The sequence below is a fragment of the Microbacterium sp. genome, assembly GCF_047602155.1.
Classification (GTDB): domain Bacteria; phylum Actinomycetota; class Actinomycetes; order Actinomycetales; family Microbacteriaceae; genus Microbacterium.
Map to the genome: position 1 here is coordinate 2,184,786 of NZ_JASGHZ010000001.1, position 18,387 is coordinate 2,203,172.

The 18,387-nt window shown below is 71.6% G+C and carries 18 protein-coding genes and 1 pseudogene; 11 read left to right on the plus strand and 8 right to left on the minus strand.

The window, feature by feature from the left end; all coding sequences use genetic code 11:
• Window positions 1-2 precede the first annotated feature (2 nt).
• From QM720_RS09870 to QM720_RS09880, 3 genes and pseudogenes are all read left to right on the plus strand, one after another.
• Window positions 3-116 (plus strand): annotated as a pseudogene (locus QM720_RS09870) (hypothetical protein); the annotation flags it as partial.
• 168 nt (window positions 117-284) lie between these two features.
• Complete coding sequence (locus QM720_RS09875; protein ID WP_415127888.1) at window positions 285-1,049, plus strand: ABC transporter ATP-binding protein; 765 nt, start codon at window positions 285-287, stop codon at window positions 1,047-1,049.
• Window positions 1,031-2,614, plus strand: a complete 1,584-nt coding sequence (locus tag QM720_RS09880; RefSeq protein ID WP_415126057.1) for a hypothetical protein — start codon at window positions 1,031-1,033, stop codon at window positions 2,612-2,614. Before QM720_RS09875 ends, QM720_RS09880 begins: the two co-directional genes overlap by 19 nt.
• 143 nt (window positions 2,615-2,757) lie before the next feature.
• On the opposite strand, the gene QM720_RS09885 is transcribed toward QM720_RS09880, so the two are convergent.
• The 4 genes from QM720_RS09885 to QM720_RS09900 are packed head-to-tail and all read right to left on the minus strand — an operon-like array spanning window position 2,758 to window position 5,337.
• Window positions 2,758-3,510, minus strand: coding sequence for an ABC transporter permease (locus QM720_RS09885; RefSeq protein WP_415126059.1), 753 nt, complete (start codon window positions 3,508-3,510; stop codon window positions 2,758-2,760).
• Complete coding sequence (locus QM720_RS09890) at window positions 3,510-4,391, minus strand: ABC transporter ATP-binding protein (RefSeq protein ID WP_415126061.1); 882 nt, start codon at window positions 4,389-4,391, stop codon at window positions 3,510-3,512. Before QM720_RS09890 ends, QM720_RS09885 begins: the two co-directional genes overlap by 1 nt.
• On the minus strand, window positions 4,388-4,687 hold the full coding sequence (locus QM720_RS09895; protein ID WP_415126063.1) for a transcriptional regulator: 300 nt from the start codon (window positions 4,685-4,687) through the stop codon (window positions 4,388-4,390). Before QM720_RS09895 ends, QM720_RS09890 begins: the two co-directional genes overlap by 4 nt.
• Complete coding sequence (locus tag QM720_RS09900) at window positions 4,684-5,337, minus strand: hypothetical protein (RefSeq protein ID WP_415126065.1); 654 nt, start codon at window positions 5,335-5,337, stop codon at window positions 4,684-4,686. Before QM720_RS09900 ends, QM720_RS09895 begins: the two co-directional genes overlap by 4 nt.
• 393 nt (window positions 5,338-5,730) lie before the next feature.
• Between QM720_RS09900 and argC the strand changes: the two genes are divergently transcribed.
• From argC to argF, 5 genes are all read left to right on the plus strand, one after another.
• A complete protein-coding gene (gene argC / locus QM720_RS09905; protein WP_415126067.1) occupies window positions 5,731-6,783 on the plus strand; it encodes an N-acetyl-gamma-glutamyl-phosphate reductase in 1,053 nt (350 codons plus the stop codon).
• A gap of 83 nt (window positions 6,784-6,866) precedes the next feature.
• Window positions 6,867-8,018 carry a bifunctional glutamate N-acetyltransferase/amino-acid acetyltransferase ArgJ gene (argJ, locus tag QM720_RS09910; protein ID WP_415126069.1) on the plus strand — a complete coding sequence of 384 codons (1,152 nt, stop codon included), beginning with the start codon at window positions 6,867-6,869 and terminating at the stop codon, window positions 8,016-8,018.
• 13 nt (window positions 8,019-8,031) lie between these two features.
• On the plus strand, window positions 8,032-8,931 hold the full coding sequence (argB, locus tag QM720_RS09915) for an acetylglutamate kinase (protein WP_415126071.1): 900 nt from the start codon (window positions 8,032-8,034) through the stop codon (window positions 8,929-8,931).
• Window positions 8,928-10,145, plus strand: a complete 1,218-nt coding sequence (locus QM720_RS09920) for an acetylornithine transaminase (protein ID WP_415126073.1) — start codon at window positions 8,928-8,930, stop codon at window positions 10,143-10,145. Before argB ends, QM720_RS09920 begins: the two co-directional genes overlap by 4 nt.
• On the plus strand, window positions 10,142-11,065 hold the full coding sequence (gene argF / locus QM720_RS09925) for an ornithine carbamoyltransferase (protein ID WP_415126075.1): 924 nt from the start codon (window positions 10,142-10,144) through the stop codon (window positions 11,063-11,065). The genes QM720_RS09920 and argF overlap by 4 nt, the downstream gene beginning before the upstream one ends.
• A gap of 168 nt (window positions 11,066-11,233) precedes the next feature.
• Here the strand turns inward: argF and QM720_RS09930 are convergent, their stop codons facing one another.
• Both QM720_RS09930 and QM720_RS09935 read right to left on the minus strand, forming a co-directional pair.
• On the minus strand, window positions 11,234-11,404 hold the full coding sequence (locus QM720_RS09930; RefSeq protein WP_415126077.1) for a hypothetical protein: 171 nt from the start codon (window positions 11,402-11,404) through the stop codon (window positions 11,234-11,236).
• Window positions 11,405-11,735: 331 nt separating this feature from the next.
• Window positions 11,736-12,713 carry a hypothetical protein gene (locus tag QM720_RS09935; RefSeq protein ID WP_415126079.1) on the minus strand — a complete coding sequence of 326 codons (978 nt, stop codon included), beginning with the start codon at window positions 12,711-12,713 and terminating at the stop codon, window positions 11,736-11,738.
• Between the two features lie 774 nt (window positions 12,714-13,487).
• On the opposite strand from QM720_RS09935, the gene argH reads away from it, so the two are divergent.
• Window positions 13,488-14,918: an argininosuccinate lyase gene (argH, locus tag QM720_RS09940; RefSeq protein ID WP_415126081.1), complete on the plus strand. Its 1,431-nt coding sequence runs from the start codon at window positions 13,488-13,490 to the stop codon at window positions 14,916-14,918.
• On the opposite strand, the gene QM720_RS09945 is transcribed toward argH, so the two are convergent.
• Window positions 14,915-15,490, minus strand: coding sequence for a DNA-binding protein (locus tag QM720_RS09945; protein ID WP_415126083.1), 576 nt, complete (start codon window positions 15,488-15,490; stop codon window positions 14,915-14,917). The genes argH and QM720_RS09945 overlap by 4 nt on opposite strands.
• A 53-nt stretch (window positions 15,491-15,543) precedes the next feature.
• Window positions 15,544-16,155: a hypothetical protein gene (locus QM720_RS09950; protein WP_415126085.1), complete on the minus strand. Its 612-nt coding sequence runs from the start codon at window positions 16,153-16,155 to the stop codon at window positions 15,544-15,546.
• Between the two features lie 83 nt (window positions 16,156-16,238).
• Here QM720_RS09950 and tyrS point away from each other — a divergent pair, with 83 nt between their 5' ends.
• Together tyrS and QM720_RS09960 are read left to right on the plus strand one after the other, a co-directional pair.
• On the plus strand, window positions 16,239-17,540 hold the full coding sequence (gene tyrS / locus QM720_RS09955; RefSeq protein ID WP_415126087.1) for a tyrosine--tRNA ligase: 1,302 nt from the start codon (window positions 16,239-16,241) through the stop codon (window positions 17,538-17,540).
• A 12-nt stretch (window positions 17,541-17,552) separates the two neighbouring features.
• Window positions 17,553-18,329: a DUF4184 family protein gene (locus tag QM720_RS09960; protein WP_415126089.1), complete on the plus strand. Its 777-nt coding sequence runs from the start codon at window positions 17,553-17,555 to the stop codon at window positions 18,327-18,329.
• Window positions 18,330-18,387 lie beyond the last annotated feature (58 nt).

Here is an 18,387-nt window from a genome sequence, read left to right on the forward strand (position 1 = left end):
TGATGCGCGCGCTTGCGCCCGGATGCCGCCAGATCCGTGCCGCTCCGGGCCAACACCGCGACCGGATCCTCGCCGCGATCGAGCACGGCCCCTCCAACGGGCGCATCGAGTCCGTCAACGCGAAGATCCGCCTCATCACCCGCATCGCGTTCGGATCCCGCTCCACCGACTCCCTCATACCCGTCACCCGCCGCACAGACGTGTCGCAAACCGCCCCCCGGCCGCGGGTGCAACGGCGGATCGCGACATCTGCGGCCGGACCTCGCGCCGCTAGGCTCGACAGGGTGACCTCCGCATCGCCCGCCCTGCAGCTCGCGGGCCTCGTCAAGCGCTTCGGTGGCCGTGCGGCCGTCGATGGCGTCGATCTGACCGTGCCGCCGGGCTCGTTCTTCGGCCTGGTCGGGCCCAACGGCGCCGGCAAGACGACGACCCTGTCGATGGCGACGGGGCTGCTGCGCCCCGACGCGGGCGGCGCGTGGGTGCACGGCGTCGACGTGTGGGCCGACCCCGCCGCGGCGAAGGCGATGATCGGCAACCTCGCCGACGGCGTGCGGCTGTTCGACCGGCTGACGGGGGAGCAGCTCATCACCTACACCGCGATGATGTTCTCGCTGCCGCGGCCCGAGATCGCCCCACGGGTCGCCGACCTGCTCGCGCTCATGGATCTGCAGGATGCCGCGGGCACCATCGTCGCCGACTACTCGGCCGGCATGACCAAGAAGATCGCGCTGGCGTGCGCGCTCGTGCACGCGCCGCGCCTGCTCGTGCTCGACGAGCCGTTCGAATCGGTCGACCCGGTGTCGGCGGCGAACATCGAGGACGTCCTGCGCTCGTACACCGCCTCGGGCGGGTCGATCATCGTCTCCAGTCACTCGATGGATCTCGTGCAGCGCATGTGCGACCACGTCGCGATCATCGCGGCGGGCCGGGTGCTGGCCGCCGGCACCGTCGACGAGGTGCGCGGCGCGCAGACGCTGCAAGACCGGTTCCTCTCGCTCGTCGGCGGGCGGCATGTGTCGGAGGGGCCGCAGTGGTTGCGACAGTCCTGAGGCTGCGCTACCGCATCCTCGGGAACACCCTCGCCCGCAACCCGTGGCAGCTCGTGGGCTTCTGCGTCGGCGTGCTGTGGGCGCTGACGATCCTCGGCACCGTGCTCGTCGCGCTCATCGGCGTCGCGCAGCTGACGGGGCCGGAGGTCGCCCGGACGGTCGCCGTGCTGGGCGGCGCGGCGCTGCTCGTGGGCTGGGTGATCGGACCGGTACTGGTCGCCGGGACGGAGTCGACGGTGGATGCCGCGGGCCTGGCACCCTTCCCGCTCACCACGACGCGGGTCATGACCGTCCTCACGGCCACCGGTCTCACCGGCGTCCCGGGCATCGCGACCACCCTCGCCGCGCTGTCGACGGTCGTGCTGTGGCTGCGCTGGCCGCTGGCCGTGCTCGCCGCGCTGCCCGCGGTGGCGCTGGCCGTGCTCACGTGCGTCATCGCCTCGCGGCTGGTCGCCACGGTCTCCCGCGGCCTGGGCGGCAATCGACGCGGGCGCGAGCTGATCGGCACGTTCGTGCTCGTGCTGGTCGTCCTGTCCGGTCCGCTCATCGGCGGCGTGATCGCCGTGCTCGGCTCGGCCGGGGACCTCGGCGGCCGGCTGCGGGAGGTGGCCGGCGCCGTGGCGTGGACGCCGCTCGGCGCGGCCTGGGCGGTGCCGGCCGACGTCGCCGCCGGTGCCTGGGCTCTCGCGGCGGCGCGGTTCGCGATCGCGGCGGCGACGCTCGCCCTCCTGTGGGTGCTGTGGGCGAGCGCCCTGACTGCGGCCACGACGCATCCGCCGCGCCGTGCCGTCCGCGCGGTGCGGGCGGGATCGCTGGGCTGGTTCGGCCGCATGCCCACCGGCGGGATCGGAGCGACGTGGGCCCGGTCGCTGACGGCCTGGCTCCGCGACCCCCGGTACCTGCGTCAGCTGCTCGTCATTCCGCTGTTCCCGGTGCTGTTCGCCATCACCGGCGGCGTCGAGGGCATGATGTTCGCCGCCTCGGCGGTGCTGGCGGCGTTCGTGCTGGCCATCGCCTGCTACACCGACATCTCCTACGACGGCACGGCGTTCGCGTCGGTGCTGGCCACCGGCATCCCGGGTCGTGCCGACCGGCTCGGACGCGTGCTGGGCGCCGCCTGCGTCGGGGTGCCGCTCGTGACGCTGATCGCGGTGGTCACCGCGGTGATCGGCGGGCACCTGGCGTCGCTGCCCGCGATCCTCGGCGGCGCGCTCGGGTTTCTGCTGGCCGGCTACGGGGTCGCCGCGGTGTCGTCGGCGCTGATCGTCACGCCGGTGGCGGCACCGGGCGACAGCCCGTTCAAGACCGTGCCCGGCCAGACGTTCGTCACCGGGCTGCTCGTGTTCGCGGTGCTCGGCGCGTGCTTCGTCGTCGGCGCGCCCGCGTTGGGCCTCGCCGTGGCGGCTCTGTCGACCGGCGTGGAGCTGCTCGGCTGGCTGTCGCTCGTCGTCGCGCTCGCCGTGGGGGTCGGAGCAATCGCCCTCGGGGTGCACCTCGGCGGCCGTGTGCTCGACCGTACCGGCCCCGACCTGCTCGCGCGCATCAAGGCGTTCCCGACGAGCTGAGACATCCGCCGTGTGCGGATGCCGGCGGCATCCTCGCAGAATCGGAAAACCCTCGCAGAATCGGACGGTTCGGCCGCCGGCATCCGATTCTGCGTGCGATCTCCGATTCTGCGGATGCCGGCGGCGCGGTGTCGTCCGCCGACTCAGCGGTAGCGGCGTCCTTCGTCGCGCGTGAAGAACCAGACGGCGAGGACGCCGAGCACGACGGTCCACGCCGCGATGCCGAGGAGCGCCCACAGCGGGAGCGGCTGGCCGAGCGCCGTGGCCACGACGAGTTCGCGCGCTTCGCGCACCCAGAGGAACTTCGACGCGAGGTCGAGCCAGTCGGGGAACAGCAGCGGCGGCAGGAACAGTCCGCCGCCGAACGCGAGGAGGAACATCGCGACCTGCGCGATCGCGATCGCGGCCTTGGGGCCCGCCGTCGTGCCGATCACGATGCCGAGCAGCGCCGACGGCACCGCCGTCACGACGACGACCCCGATCGCGGCGAGCACGATCGGCAGCGAGACCGCGGCCTTCGTGAAGAGGGCGCCGACGACCAGCAGCGGCACCATCGCGACGAGCGACAGCACGAGCGTCGTGCCCATGAGCCCGATGATGCGTGCCGCGGGGGAGCCGGGGAGGGTCCGCAGATACGGCCACCACGGCTTCGAGCGCTGGTCGGCGACGTCGAGGCCGATGCTGAACAGGCACGCCGACATGAACGCGAACACGACCATCGAGGCGATGGCGGCGGTGGCGTACTCGGGGTTCTGCGTCACGACGCTCTGCGGCAGGACGAACAGGCAGAACGCCAGCGTCGGAAAGACGATCGTGCCGACGATCGCGATCGGCACGCGCATCGTCTCGATCAGGTTGTACTTCGCATGGACGGCTGCGAGAGCGAGGGTCGACATCACGCGGCTCCCTTCGTGATCGTGAGAAAGGCCTCTTCGAGGGTGGCGCCGCGGACGGCGAGGTCGGTAAACGGGGTGCCATGCTGCACGAGCGCGCGCACGAGCGCATCCGAGTCGGCGACGACGGCCGTGACGGCGCCCCCGTCCTCGGTGACGGTGGCTGCGGGATCGAGCGCCCGCACGTCGTCGGCCGATGCGCCGCGCAGCGTCACGCGCCGCCGGGAGACCCCCGCGACGACCGCCGAGAGGGTGTCGTCGGTCCGGACGACGCCGTGGTCGATCACGACGACGCGCTCGGCGAGCTGCTCGATCTCCTCGAGGTGATGGCTCGTGACGACGACGGCGGTGCCGGAGCGGTTGCGGGCGCGCACGGCATCCCACAGCGCGCGGCGCGCGTCGACGTCGAGCCCCGTGGTGGGCTCGTCGAGGAGCACGAGGTCGGGGTCGCCGACGAAGGCGAGCGCGAGCGCGACGCGTCGCTGCTCGCCGCCGGAGAGCGCCCCGCACTGCCGTGCGAGGAAGGGCCCGAGCCCGAACTCGGCGGCGATCGCGTCGCGGGAGGCGGCGCGCGGGTAGTGCGCGGCGACGACGTCGAGCACTTCGCGCACCCGGAGCGCATCCGGCAGCGCCGTCGCCTGCGGCGTCGAGCCGAGCCGCGTCCGCGCCGCGGGGTCGCGCGGGTCGTCGCCGAACAGGCGCACGGTGCCGGAGGTCGGCATCCGCAGCCCTTCGACGAGGGTGAGCAGCGTCGTCTTGCCCGCGCCGTTCGGGCCGAGCAGGCCCACGCATTCGCCGGCGTGGATGTCGAGGGTCACGCCGTCGAGGGCGACGGTGTCACCGAACCGCTTCGTGAGGCCGTCGGTGTGGATGAGAGCTTTCATGGGGTTTCTCCGAGCAGGGTGAGCAGCTGTTTCCGGTAGGTGCGGAAGGCGGCGCGGCCGTCCAGGGTGAGCGCGACGTAGGTCACGGGCTTGCGTCCCGCGATGGTCTTGGTGATCTCGACGTATCCGGCGGCCTCGAGCTTGCCGAGGTGCGTCGTGAGGTTTCCGGCGGTCATGTCGAGCAGTCTCTGCAGCGCCGGGAACGTGATCTCGTCGCCGTCGTCGAGCGTCTCGGAGAGCGTCGTCATGATCCGCAGCCGGGCGGCGGTGTGGATGACGGGGTCGAGGTCGGTCATGATGCCGCACCCTGCCCGTCGCCCCGGAGCGGCCCCCACAGCATGAGGGCGGCCACGACGAGCATCGCCGCGGGGGCGACCGTCGCGTAGATGAGGTAGTGCGTCGGGGTGCCCGCGAAGGTCGCGACGACCGTCGTGAGGATGAGCGCGGCGCCGAGGAGGTACATCGGCACGGCCCGCCAGAGGGCTCCGCTGACGAGGTAGATCACGCCCACCAGGAAGATGTAGATGCCCGGATACGCGAGGTTCGCGAGCTCCGGCGGCATCCCGTTGCGCTGCAGTCCGCCCAGGAGCAGGGAGGCGGCGATCATCGCGATCGGCCACGAGCAGCCGTACAGGGCGCCCTGCAGGTGCGAGGGGCCACGGACGCCGTCGTGCGCTGCGGCGACGCCGACGATGAACGATACGACGATGGCCACGACGAGGGATGCCGCGAAGGCGATCCATCCCGCCGCGGGGGAGAGCAGCGTCAGCGCGCCGACGTCGCGGGTGGCCCAGAGGGCGCCGAAGCCGACGGCCCAGGCGACGGCCCAGAGCGCGACGAGCCCAGCGTAGCGGCGGTTCTGGCGGCGCACCGTCGCCCGCCGGGTCTGACTCATCAGGTCGAGCATGCCGCGCGGGTCGGGCGTGGAGTCGATGGCGTTGTTCATGCAAACTACTTTGCATTACAAAGTGGTTTGCGTCAAGACCGGATGTGTCAATGGTCCGGCATCCCCCGCAGAATCGGAAAACCTTCGCAGAATCGGAGGGCTCGGCCTCCGACATCCGATTCTGCGTGCGATCTCCGAATCCACGGATGCCGGTGGGTCGATGCGGCCCGATTTGCGATGGATGCCGGGGGCGCGATAACGTCGCGGCATGCACTCGGCCCCGGTCACCGTCTCGACGGTGTTCCGCGCGCGCCGACGTCTGGCCGGCCGCCGACTCTAGGCGACCCCGCGAGCTCCCCGCATTCGCGGGTGGAGCCGCCGGTGTCGCCGCTTCGTCCTCGCTTCGTCCCGCGCCCGTCGAAGGGCGCCACCCCCAGACAATAAGGTTGAACAATGACCTATTCGGTCGCCGTCTCCGGCGCTTCCGGCTACGCCGGCGGTGAGATCCTGCGGCTGCTCGCCGCCCACCCCGAGGTGGAGATCCGCACCGTCACGGCCCACTCTTCCGCGGGCGAGTCGCTCGCCGTGCATCAGCCGCACCTGCGCTCGCTCGCGCACCTGACCCTGCAGCCCACGACGCCCGAGGTGCTCGCCGGCCACGACATCGTCTTCCTCGCACTGCCGCACGGCCAGTCGGGGCAGTACACCGACGCTCTCGCCGACACGCCCCTCGTCATCGACGCCGGCGCCGACCACCGGCTCGCCTCGCGGGATGCCTGGGACGCCTTCTACGGCGGCCCCTTCCACGACCCGTGGACCTACGGCGTCCCGGAACTGCCGGTGATCGGCGCCCCGGGCGGCAGGCAGCGCGGCACCCTCGTCGGCGCGACCCGCATCGCCGCCCCGGGGTGCAACGCCTCCACCGTCAGCCTCAGCCTCGCGCCGGGTGTCGCGGCGGGCGTCATCGACCCGTCGGACATCGTGAGCGTGCTCGCGGTGGGGCCGTCGGGAGCGGGCAAGAGCCTCAAGACCAACCTGCTCGCGGCGGAGATCCTCGGGTCGGCCAACCCATATTCCGTCGGCGGCATCCATCGGCACATCCCGGAGATCCAGCAGGCGCTGACGGATGCCGGGGGCACCGACGTGCGGGTCTCGTTCACCCCCGTCATCGTGCCGATGGCCCGCGGGATCCTCGCGACCAGCACGGCACCGATCGCCGCCGGCGCGACCGACTCCGACCTCCGCGACGCCTGGCACGCCGCCTACGGCGACGAGACGTTCGTGCGGGTGCTGCCGGAGGGGTCGTTCCCGCGCACGGCCGACGTCGTCGGCGCCAACACGGCCCTCATGGGACTCGCGATCGACCGCGCGGCGAACCGCGTCGTCGTCGTCACCGCCGTCGACAACCTCGTCAAGGGCACGGCGGGCGCCGCCATCCAGTCGATGAACATCGCCCTGGGCTTCGACGAAGCCACGGGCCTGACCGTGAACGGAGTCGCGCCATGAGCGCAGCGTCGGGAAACGCAGCCGCAGCGTCGGGAAACGCAGCCGCAGCGTCGGGAAACGCAGCCGGCAAGAGTGACCAGGGAGTGACGGCTGCGGCGGGATTCGAGGCGGCCGGCGTCGCCGTCGGGCTGAAGTCCTCCGGGAACAGGGACGTGGCCGTCGTCGTCAACCGCGGGCCGTTGAAGGCCGGCGCCGCCGTGTTCACCTCCAATCGCGCCAAGGCCAACCCGATCCTGTGGTCGCAGCAGGCGATCGGCGACGGGGTGGTCGAGGCCGTCGTGCTGAACTCCGGCGGCGCGAACTGCTTCACCGGCGGCTTCGGCTTCCAGACGACGCACCAGACCGCCGAGAAGGCGGCCGAGCTGCTGGGCGTGAGCGCGGGCGACGTCATCGTCTGCTCCACCGGGCTCATCGGCGAGGGCGGCGAGGAGTTCCGCGCCAAGGTGCTCGACGGCGTCGTGCAGGGCGTCGCGGCACTGTCCGCCGACGGCGGGGTGGCGGCATCCGAGGCGATCATGACGACCGACTCGAAGGCCAAGCGCGCCGTCGCCGCCCGCGACGGCTGGACGATCGGCGGCATGGCCAAGGGCGCGGGCATGCTCGCGCCGGGCCTGGCGACGATGCTCGTCGTGATCACGACGGATGCCGTCGTCGATGCGGCAGGCCTCGACACCGCGCTGCGGCGCGCCACCCGGTTGAGCTTCGACCGGCTCGACTCCGACGGCTGCATGTCGACCAACGACCAGGTGACGCTGCTCGCCAGCGGCGCCTCCGGCATCGCGCCCGACCTCGACGAGTTCGCGATGGCGCTCACCGAGGTGTGCGGCGACCTCGCCCAGCAGCTGCAGGCCGATGCCGAGGGCGCCAGCCACGACATCGCGATCCAGGTCGTGCACGCGGCAAGCGACGACGAGGCCGTCGAGGTCGGACGTTCGGTGGCGCGCAACAACCTGTTCAAGGCGGCGATCTTCGGAGGTGACCCCAACTGGGGGCGCGTGCTCGCGGCGATCGGCACGACCGGGGCGTCGTTCGACCCGTACGACGTCGACGTGTCGTTCAACGGCGTGCGGGTGTGCACGGCGGGCGGCCCCGACCGGCCGCGCGACGAGGTGGACCTCACGCCGCGGGCGACCCACATCCTCATCGACCTGAAGACCGGCGACGCCGAGGCGACGATCCTCACCAACGATCTGACGCACGACTACGTCCACGAGAACAGCGCATATTCATCATGAGGATCCAGGCGTCATGAGCGAGCTCCAGCACACCACCCCCGCGCAGGCGGCCGAGAAGGCCGCCGTGCTCATCGAATCGCTGCCGTGGCTGCAGGAGTTCCGCGGCCGCATCGTCGTCGTCAAGTACGGCGGCAACGCGATGGTCTCCGAAGAGCTCCAAGACGCGTTCGCGCAGGACATCGCCTACCTCCGCTTCGTCGGCGTCAAGCCCGTCGTCGTGCACGGCGGCGGCCCGCAGATCTCGCAGATGCTCGACCGCCTGTCGATCCCGAGCGAGTTCAAGGGCGGCTATCGCGTCACCTCGACCGAGGCGATGAGCGTCGTGCGCATGGTGCTCACCGGCCAGGTCAACCCGCAGCTCGTCGCGCGCATCAACGCCTACGGCCCGTTCGCCGCGGGCCTGTCGGGGGAGGATGCGGGCCTGTTCTCCGGCCGGCGCCGCGGCGTCGTCGTCGACGGCGTCGAACACGACCTGGGCGCCGTCGGCGACGTCGTGCAGGTCGACCCGCAGCCCGTGCTCGACCAGCTCGCGTCCGGGCGCATCCCGGTCGTCTCGTCGATCGCGCCCGACGCCGACAACCCCGGCCATTCGCTCAACGTCAATGCGGATGCCGCCGCCGCGGCGCTCGCGATCGCGCTGGGGGCGACCAAGCTCGTCGTGCTCACCGACGTGCCGGGGCTGTACGCCGACTGGCCGAACCGCGACTCGCTCGTCTCGCACCTGACGGCATCCGAGCTGCGCGACATGCTGCCGCGGCTCGAATCGGGCATGATCCCGAAGATGCAGGCGTGCCTCGACGCCGTCGACGGGGGCGTGGACAAGGCCGCGATCATCGACGGACGTCAGCCGCACTCGGTGCTGGTCGAGGTCTTCACGGAACAGGGAATCGGAACGGAAGTGGTGGCAGGATGACCGACGCAGCACTCTGGCAGACGGATGCCGGCCGCCACCTCACCCGCAACGTCGGCGACCGGTTCGCCCTGTTCGTCCGTGGCGAGGGCGCGTACCTGTGGGACGGCGACGGCCGCCGGTACCTCGACTTCCTCGGCGGCATCGCGGTCATCTCGCTCGGGCACGCGCATCCGGTGTTCGTCGAGGCGGCCGCCCGCCAGGCGGCCACCCTCGCGCACGTGTCGAACTACTTCGCGACGCCGCCGCAGCTCGAGCTCGCGGCGCGTCTGAAGCGGCTCGCCGGCGCGGGGGAGGCGGGCCGGGTGTACTTCGGCAACTCCGGCGCCGAGGCCAACGAGGCCGCGTTCAAGCTCGCGCGCCTGCACGGGGGTGCAGCGCGCCCGCGCATCCTCGCCCTGAACGACGCGTTCCACGGCCGCACGATGGGCACCCTCGCCCTCACCGGCAAGCCGTACATGCAGCAGCCGTTCGAGCCGATGGTGCCGGGCGTCGAGTTCCTCGACTCCACGATCGAGGCGCTGGAGGCGGCGCTCGACGACCGGGTCGCGGCGCTGTTCGTCGAGCCCATCAAGGGCGAGGCGGGCGTCATCGACCTGCCGGACGGCTACCTGCAGGCGGCGCGCGAGCTGACCGCCCGCCACGGGGCGCTGCTGATCATCGACGAGATCCAGACCGGCGCGGGGCGCACCGGCGCCTGGTTCGCGTTCCAGCACGCCGGCATCACCCCCGACGCGATCACGGTCGCCAAGGGCATCGGCAACGGCTTCCCGATCGGGGCGCTCATCACGTTCGGCGCGGCGGCCGAGCTGTTCTACCCCGGCACGCACGGCTCGACCTTCGGCGGCAACGCCCTCGCGACGGCCGTGTCGTCGGCGGTGCTCGCCGAGATCGAGCGGGCCGGTCTCCTGGAGAACGCCGTCGTGCGCGGCGCCCAGGTGCGCGCGGCGATCGCGGGCATCGGCTCGCCGCTGGTCGACGGATGCCGGGGGCAGGGACTGCTCGTCGGCGTGGCGCTGCGGCATCCGGTCGCGGGCGACGTCGTCGCGGCGGCGCAGGAGCTCGGCCTCGTCGTCAACGCCGCCAATCCGTCCACCATCCGCCTCGCCCCGCCGCTGACGATCGGCGACGTCGAGATCGACGAGTTCACCGACCTGTTCGGCCGCGCCCTGCATACGGTGGCGGCCACCATCGACACCCCGGAGGTTTCCGCATGACCCGCCACCTGCTGCGCGACGACGACCTGAGCCCGGCCGAGCAGGCCGAGATCCTCGACCTCGCGATCGAGCTGAAGAAAGACCGCTGGAAGCTCAAGCCCCTCGAGGGGCCGCAGACGGTCGTGGTGATCTTCGACAAGAGCTCCACCCGCACGCGCGTGTCGTTCGCGGTCGGCATCGCCGACCTCGGCGGGTCGCCGCTGATCATCTCGACCGCCAACAGTCAGCTCGGCGGCAAGGAGACCCCGTCCGACACGGCACGCGTGCTGGAGCGCCAGGTCGCGGCCATCGTCTGGCGCACTTACGCGCAGGCGGGGCTGGAGGAGATGGCGCGCGGCACGACCGTGCCGGTCGTCAACGCGCTGAGCGACGACTTCCACCCGTGCCAGCTGCTGGCCGACCTGCTCACGATCCGCGAGCACAAGGGCTCCCTGCAGGGATTGACGCTCGCCTTCTTCGGCGACGGGCTGTCGAACATGGGCCACTCGTACGTGCTCGCCGGGGTCACGGCGGGCATGCACGTGCGCGTCGCCTCGCCCGAGGCCTACGCGCCCCGGGAGGACATCGTCGCCGACGCCGACGCCATCGCCGCTTCGACTGGCGGATCCGTGACGCTGTACACCGACCCGGTCGAGGCGGCGGCCGGCGCCGACGTCGTCGTCACCGACACCTGGGTGTCGATGGGCAAGGAAGAGGAGAAGACCGCACGCCTGCGCGACCTCGGCGGCTACAAGGTGACGCAGGAGACGATGGGGCTCGCCAAACCCGACGCGATCTTCATCCACTGCCTGCCCGCCGACCGTGGCTACGAGGTCGACGCCGACGTCATCGACGGACCGCAGTCGGTCGTATGGGACGAGGCCGAGAACCGTCTGCACGCGCAGAAGGCGCTGCTGGTCTGGCTGCTCCGGCAGCAATGAGCGTCGGTGCGGGTGCGGGTGCGGGCTTCCCGGCCGGCCTGCCCGCCCGCCCCGCCCGCACTGCCCGCCCGCCCCGCCCGCCCGCCCTGCCCGCCCCGCCCGTCGCAAACCACGTCGAAACGGCGCGGCAGCCGTGATTCGCGTCGGATGAGGGCAGCGGCATCCGCTTCATCCGTCGTAAACCGCGTCGAAGTGGTGCGGTAGCCGTGATTTGCGCCGGATGAGGGATGCCTCGTGGCCGATGCTGCGACGCGACGCCGCGGCGGCGGTGTCATCCGTCGCAAACCACGCCGAAGTGGCGTGGTTGCCGTGGTTCGTGTCGGATGAGGGCAGCGGCATCCGCTTCATCCGTCGCAAACCGTGTCGAAACGGTGTGGTGGCCGTGATTCGCGTCGGATGAGGGATGCCTCGTGGCCGATGCTGCGACGCGACGCCGCGGCGGCGGTGTCATCCGTCGCAAACCACGCCGAAGTGGCGTGGTCGCCGTGATTCGCGTCGGATGAGGGCAGCGGCATCCGCGTCATCCGTCGTAAACCGCGTCGAAGTGGTGGGGTAGCAGTGATTTGCGCCGGATGAGGGATGCCTCGTGGCCGACGCGACGCGACGCGACGCCGCGCCGCCGCGCCGCCGCGGCGCGGGGTGGATGCCGGTCGCGTGCCGCGGCCGTGCGTCAGGGCCGCCACCCCGCACGCACGAGGGCACCGCGGATCTTCGCGACCGCGGGCGCCGTCGTGGGATACGCGTGCGCGGCAGTCAGCCGGGTCACGTCCCACCCCTCCGCGACGCATGCCGCGTGCTTCTCGATATCGCGGTTCCACTGGCGCCGGTCCAGGCGATGCTGGTCGCCCTCGTACTCGTGCAGCAGCCGGAACTTCGGATGAGCCAGTTCCGTGAACCCGATGCCGCTGCCGTCGCGTGCGACCACGTCATAGTCGAGTTCCGGTCGGGGGAGCCCCGCGGCGAGGACGCCGAGCCGGATGCGCGTCTCGCCGGGTGACGCAGCACCGACGCAGATGTGCGGCAGCGCCGCCCGCAGCCGTGCCGCGCCGGTGCGCCGACCGGCATCCATCGCCGCCGTCAGCTGGTCGATGGTGCCGAGCGCATCGCCCTCGTCGCCGCGTTCCATCCCACGACGACGCGGGATGTAGACGATCGCGTCACCGAGCTCGATCAGTTCCCCGATGGAGAGGTCTGGTGCCAGCTGTGCCCACACCGATGCCGGGCTCGCCATCGCCAGGCCGTCGCGGCCACGCACGTTCACGAGTTCGGGTGCGAGTTGGTGACCACGGATGCCGCGGCCTCGCGGCGCACGCCGTGCTCCGCGCACGGCGACATCGAGGTTCTCGACGCACCGGCGCAACAGACGGATCGGCAGGGGCAACTCCCAGAGCACGGCGGCCGTCGTGTGGGAGAGGAACCAGCCGTCGCCCCACACCGTCGAAAGGGCCCGTGCCAAGAGCTGGATCTCGGCGCGCAGGATGCGTGCCTCAGCGGCGACGGGGCTCTCGTCGAAGAGCGCGTCGCGCGGACCGGTGTCGCTCGGCGGCGCGGCCCGCATCCGCACACCGTGGAACGGCCGGCGAAGGTCCGGTTGCAGCAATCGGGAAGCGCCCACGCCCGCCTCGCGCGCCTGCGCGACGGAGAACATCGGTCCGAGCGTGGTGGGGAGGGGGTGAGGTGGTCGCGGCATCCCCCCACCATCCCCCTTCGCGCGGTGGTGTGGGGGCCGCCAGGGCAATCTGTGGAGAGATCGGCGACATCGGCCACCTGGGGAGGAGGTTTTGAGCCCCAGCCTCATCCGTCGCACATCGCGTCGAAACGGTGGAATAGCCGTGATATGCGACGGATGAAGGCTGCGGCCTCCCTCTCATCCGTCGCACATCACGTCGAAACGGTGGGATGGCCACGGTTTGTGCCGGATGAAGGACGCGGCGACGGTGGCATCGCGCTCGTCCGTCGCACATCGCGTCGAAACGGTGGGATGGCCAGGGTTTGCGACGGATGAAGGACGCGGCGACGGTGGCATCGCGCTCGTCCGTCGCACATCGCGTCGAAACGGCGGAATAGCCGTGATATGTGCCGGATGAAGGACGCGGCGACGGCGGCCTCCCGCTCATCCGTCGCACATCGCGTCGAAATGGCGGGATGGCCAGGGTTTGTGCCGGATGAAGGAATCGGAGACGGTGGCATCGCGCTCGTCCGTCGCACATCGCGCCGAAACGGTGGGATGGCCAGGGTTTGTGCCGGATGAAGGACGCGGCGACGGCGGCATCCCTCTCATCCGTCGCACATCACGCCGAAACGGCGGAATAGCCGCGATGTGCGCCGGATGAAGGACGCGGCGAGGCGAATGACGCGACAGCACCGGGATGGATGCCGCAGCCCGAACCGGCCCCGCCGGCGGCGTCGGTAGGCTGGTGCGGTGACGGAATCCGCAACGCACGGCACGAACGAGGGCGCCCTCTGGGGGGCGCGCTTCGCATCCGGACCCTCGCCCGAGTTGGCCGCCCTCAGCCGGTCGACGCATTTCGACTGGGTGCTCGCGCCGTACGACCTCGCCGGCTCGCACGCGCACGCCGCGGCGCTCGCCGCCGCGGGCTACCTCACGGCGGACGAAGAGCAGCGCATGCATGCGGGGCTGGATGCGCTGGATGCCGGCATCCGCGCGGGGAAGCTCGTCGCCCAGCCCGGCGACGAAGACGTCCACGGCGCGCTCGAGGCGGCGCTGATCGCCGAGGTCGGCCCCGAGCTCGGCGGCAAGCTGCGCGCCGGGCGCAGCCGCAACGACCAGATCGCCACCCTCGTGCGGCTGTACCTGCTCGACCACGCGGCCGTCATCGCGCGCGACCTGCTGCGCGTCGTCGACGCGATCGTCGCGCAGGCCGAGGCGCACGAGACGGCGATCATGCCGGGCCGCACCCACCTGCAGCACGCCCAGCCGATCCTGCTCGCCCACCACCTGCAGGCCCACGGCTGGCCCCTCGTGCGCGACCTGGAGCGCCTGCGTGACTGGTCGGCGCGCGCCCGCGTGAGCCCGTACGGCGGGGGAGCGCTCGCCGGTGCGACGCTCGGCCTCGACCCGCAGCTCGTCGCCGACCGGCTCGGGCTCGCACGGCCGGCGGAGAACTCCCTCGACGGCACGAGCGCGCGCGACGTCGTCGCCGAGTTCGCGTTCATCGCGGCGATGATCGCCGTCGACATCTCGCGCTTCGCCGAGGACATCATCATCTGGAACACCCGCGAGTTCGGCTTCGTCACGCTCGACGACGGTTACTCGACCGGGTCGAGCATCATGCCGCAGAAGAAGAACCCCGACATCGCCGAACTCGCCCGCGGCAAGGCGGGGCGCCTCATCGGCAACCTGTCGGGTCTGCTCGCGACGCTCAAGGCTCTGCCGCTCGCGTACAACCGCGACCTGCAGGAGGACAAGGAGCCGGTCTTCGACTCCGTCGCCACGCTCGAGGTCGTGCTCCCCGCCTTCGCGGGCATGGTCGCGACGATGCGCTTCGACACCGCGCGGATGGCGGCACTCGCGCCCGCCGGGTTCTCGCTCGCGACCGACGTCGCGGAGTGGCTCGTGAAGCAGGGCGTGCCGTTCCGCGATGCGCACGAGATCTCCGGTGCGCTTGTGCGCGCGTGCGAGGAGCGCGGCATCGGACTGGAGGATGCCGACGACCTGCTGCTCGCGCAGGTCTCGCCGCACCTGACCCCCGCGGTGCGCGACGTGCTCACGATCCAGGGTTCGGTCGCCAGCCGGACCGGCGCGGGCGGGACGGCGCCGGTGCGCGTCGACGAGCAGCGTGGCGAACTGATCGCGCGCGCGCAGGCGGCGGCGCAGATGCTCGGAGTCTAGGCGGACGCCAGCGCGTCGGCGAGGGCCGGGAGCGCGTCCTGCTCGGCGGCCAGAGCCGCTGCTTTGGCGCGCAGGCTGACGGCGGCGGCGCTGATGCCCAGGGCATCCGCCGCCTGCTGCCGGGTGAGTCCCGACTCGAGCAGATCGTAGATCTGCCAGCCCTTCTCGGAACGGCGGTCGCGCAGTTCGATGAGCAGTCGCACGAGCGCTTCGGCGGGCTGCCCCGGGTTCCCTGTGATGGCGAGGCGTGTGGGGGTGCGCTTGGCGCGCTCGACGGCATCCCGTGCGCGGATGAAGGCGGTGCCGCGTGCCGCACGGATGGTGTCGGGGAGCGGCGCGTCCACGGCTCCGACGCCGATGCCGATGCTCCAGTGCCGACGACGCGAGAAGTCCAGCGCGATCGAGAGCGCGGTCGCGGCGTCGCGGCACGCGACCTGGATCTCGTCGCCGACGGTGCGCTCGGGTGCGAGGAGCAGGCGTTCAGCCGAGCCCTGCGCGAGGTGCGCCAGCGCGGCCGGAACGAGGTCGGCACCATCCCGGCTCGCTTTCTGGTCTATCGTCAGCACGAACACCAGATAAGTCTAAATGCTTAACTCAGAGAAAGTAAGCCCTGAAGCTAAACAAACTACCAGATCGCGAGCCACACCACGCCGGCGACCGCGCACGCCCAGAGCAGGCTCGCGAGCGTGCCGACGATGAACCGCTCGCGTGCTGCCGGGGTGGCCAACTCGGTGAACCGGCCGATGCCCTTGAGCGCGACGATCACCGCGATCGCGGCGGGGAAGCCGGCGAAGATCGCGAGGGCCGCGGCGAGCCGCTCCAGGTAGCCGATCGTCGTGCCGCCGCGCAGGATCTCCTCCTGTTGCGGGGCGGGCGGGCCCGCGGCGGTCGTGCCGCGGTTTGTCATGAGTTCCACGAGGATGCCGCCACGCGGCCCCTCGGCGGTCCGCCCGCCGTCGGCCGCCGACAGCACCCATCGCACGACGGGGTTGCCGCCGGCCACCGCCAGGGCCGCGCCGAGGAGTGCGAGCACGGCACCGAACAGCGACGGCACGTTGCGCGGGAGCACCGCCACCACGATCAGCGCGAGCACGACGAGGCCACCCGCGACGCCCAGCACCGCGGCGCTCGGTCGCCGCAGCGCCACCGTCACCAGCACGAGCGCCGCGCACAGCGCGAGGAACAGGAAGATCGACAGCACCGCCGTCAGCAGCACGTCGGGAATGTCGATCACCATACCGCCAGTTTCGCACGCAGCGCCGACATGCGCGGCGCCACGGCGGCGCAAGGCGAACGCACCCCGCTGATAGCCTGGAGCGCGTGTCTGATTCCGCCGTGAGCGCCGCAGCGCCCGCCAACGACCCCACGTTCGAGAACGTGTGGGACGAGATCGTCTGGCGCGGCCTGGTGCACGTGTCCACCGACCAAGAGGCGCTGCGCGCGCTGCTGTCCGGCGACCCGATCACGTACTACTGCGGCTTCGACCCGACCGCGCCGAGCCTGCACCTGGGCAACCTCGTGCAGTTGCTGCTCATGCGCCGGTTGCAGCTGGCCGGTCACCGCCCGCTCGGCCTCGTCGGCGGCTCGACGGGGCTCATCGGCGACCCGCGGCCGAGCGCAGAGCGCACGCTGAACACGAAGGACACCGTCGCGGAGTGGGTCGGATACCTGCGCGCGCAGGTCGAGCGGTTCCTCAGCTTCGACGGCGCGAATGCGGCGCGCATGGTCAACAATCTCGACTGGACCGCGCCGCTGAGCGCGATCGATTTCCTGCGCGAGATCGGCAAGCACTACCGCGTCGGCACGATGCTCAAAAAAGACGCCGTCGCGGCGCGCCTGGGCTCCGAAGCCGGAATCAGCTACACCGAGTTCAGCTACCAGATCCTGCAGGGCCTGGACTACCTGGAGCTCTTCCGGCAGTACGACTGCGTGCTGCAGACCGGCGGGTCCGACCAGTGGGGCAACCTTACGAGCGGCACCGACCTCATCCATCGCGTCGAGGGCGTCTCGGTGCACGCGATCGGCACGCCGCTGATCACCAACAGCGACGGCACCAAGTTCGGCAAGAGCGAGGGCAACGCGATCTGGCTGGATGCCGCCATGTGCAGCCCCTACCGGATGTACCAGTTCTGGCTCAACACCGACGATGCCGATGTCATCGAGCGCCTGAAGATCTTCACCTTCCTCACGCGTGCGCAGATCGAGGAGTACGCGGCGCTCGTCGCGGCGGAGCCCTTCCGCCGTGCTGCGCAGCGCCGGCTCGCGCTCGAGGTGACGACGTTCGTCCACGGTGCCGAGGCGACGGGTGCCGTGATCGCGGCATCCGAGGCCCTGTTCGGCCAGGGCGATATGGCGGCGCTCGACGCGGGAACGCTGCGTCAGGCGCTCGAAGAGCTGCCGAACGCGACGATGGATGCCGGCACCTCCGTCGCGCAGGCGCTCGTCGACACGGGGCTGTGCGCGAGCCTGGGCGACGCGCGCCGCGCGATCGCCCAGGGCGGGGTGTCGCTCGACGGTGTCAAGGTCGCCGACGAGCACGCGGTCGTCACGGGCGCGCTGCCCGGGGGAGTGTCGGTGCTGCGCCGGGGCAAGAAGACCCTCGCCGGAGTCATCGTCGCCTGATCCGGCGCACGCATGCCGTTCACCGCATCCCACGCCGTCGTCGCGCTCCCGTTCGTGCGCACGCCGCTCGTGCCGGCGGCCATCGCCATCGGAGCGATGACGCCCGACCTGCCGCTGTTCCTGCGCGCGACCCCGGTGACCTACCAGGCCACGCACACGAACCTCGTGCTGTCGACGGCCATCGCGCTCGGACTGCTGCTGGTGTGGTGGCTGCTGCTGCGACCGGCCGTGCGTGAGTTGGCACCGGATGCCGTCGCCCGCAGAATCCCGCCCGAGTGGGATCGCCTGCCGTCCGTGCTGCACCTGCGAGTCCGTGACGCCGGGCTGCGCGCGCTGCTGGTCATCGTGTCGCTGCTGCTGGGCGTGATCACGCACATTGTGTGGGATGCCTTCACCCACGAGTCCCGGTGGGGCACGCTGCTCGTTCCGGCACTCGCGCAGGAGTGGGGGCCGCTGCCCGGCTACAAGTGGCTGCAGCATGCGTCGAGTCTCGTGGGCATCGGCATCCTTGCCGTGTACGCCGTCGTCTGGCTCGCGCGGCGCGTGCCCGCGGCATCCGTCGAACGCGTGCTGCCGGGGTGGATGCGGTGGACGTGGTGGCTCTCGCTGCCCGCCGCCCTCGCGGCGGCCTGGCTCGTCGGGCTCGCCGTGCACGGGCCGCTCACGGCGACCTGGACGGCGCAGCACCTCGCGTACGCCGTGCTGCCGCCGGTGTGCGGGGGCTGGGGCATCGTGACCCTGCTGCTGTGCCTGGCGGTCATCATCGGCCGCATCCGTTCGGGTCGCTGAGGGGTGCCGCGCACGCCGTCGCCTCGGTGCCTCAGGCGATCAAGGAGATCGCGCCCGA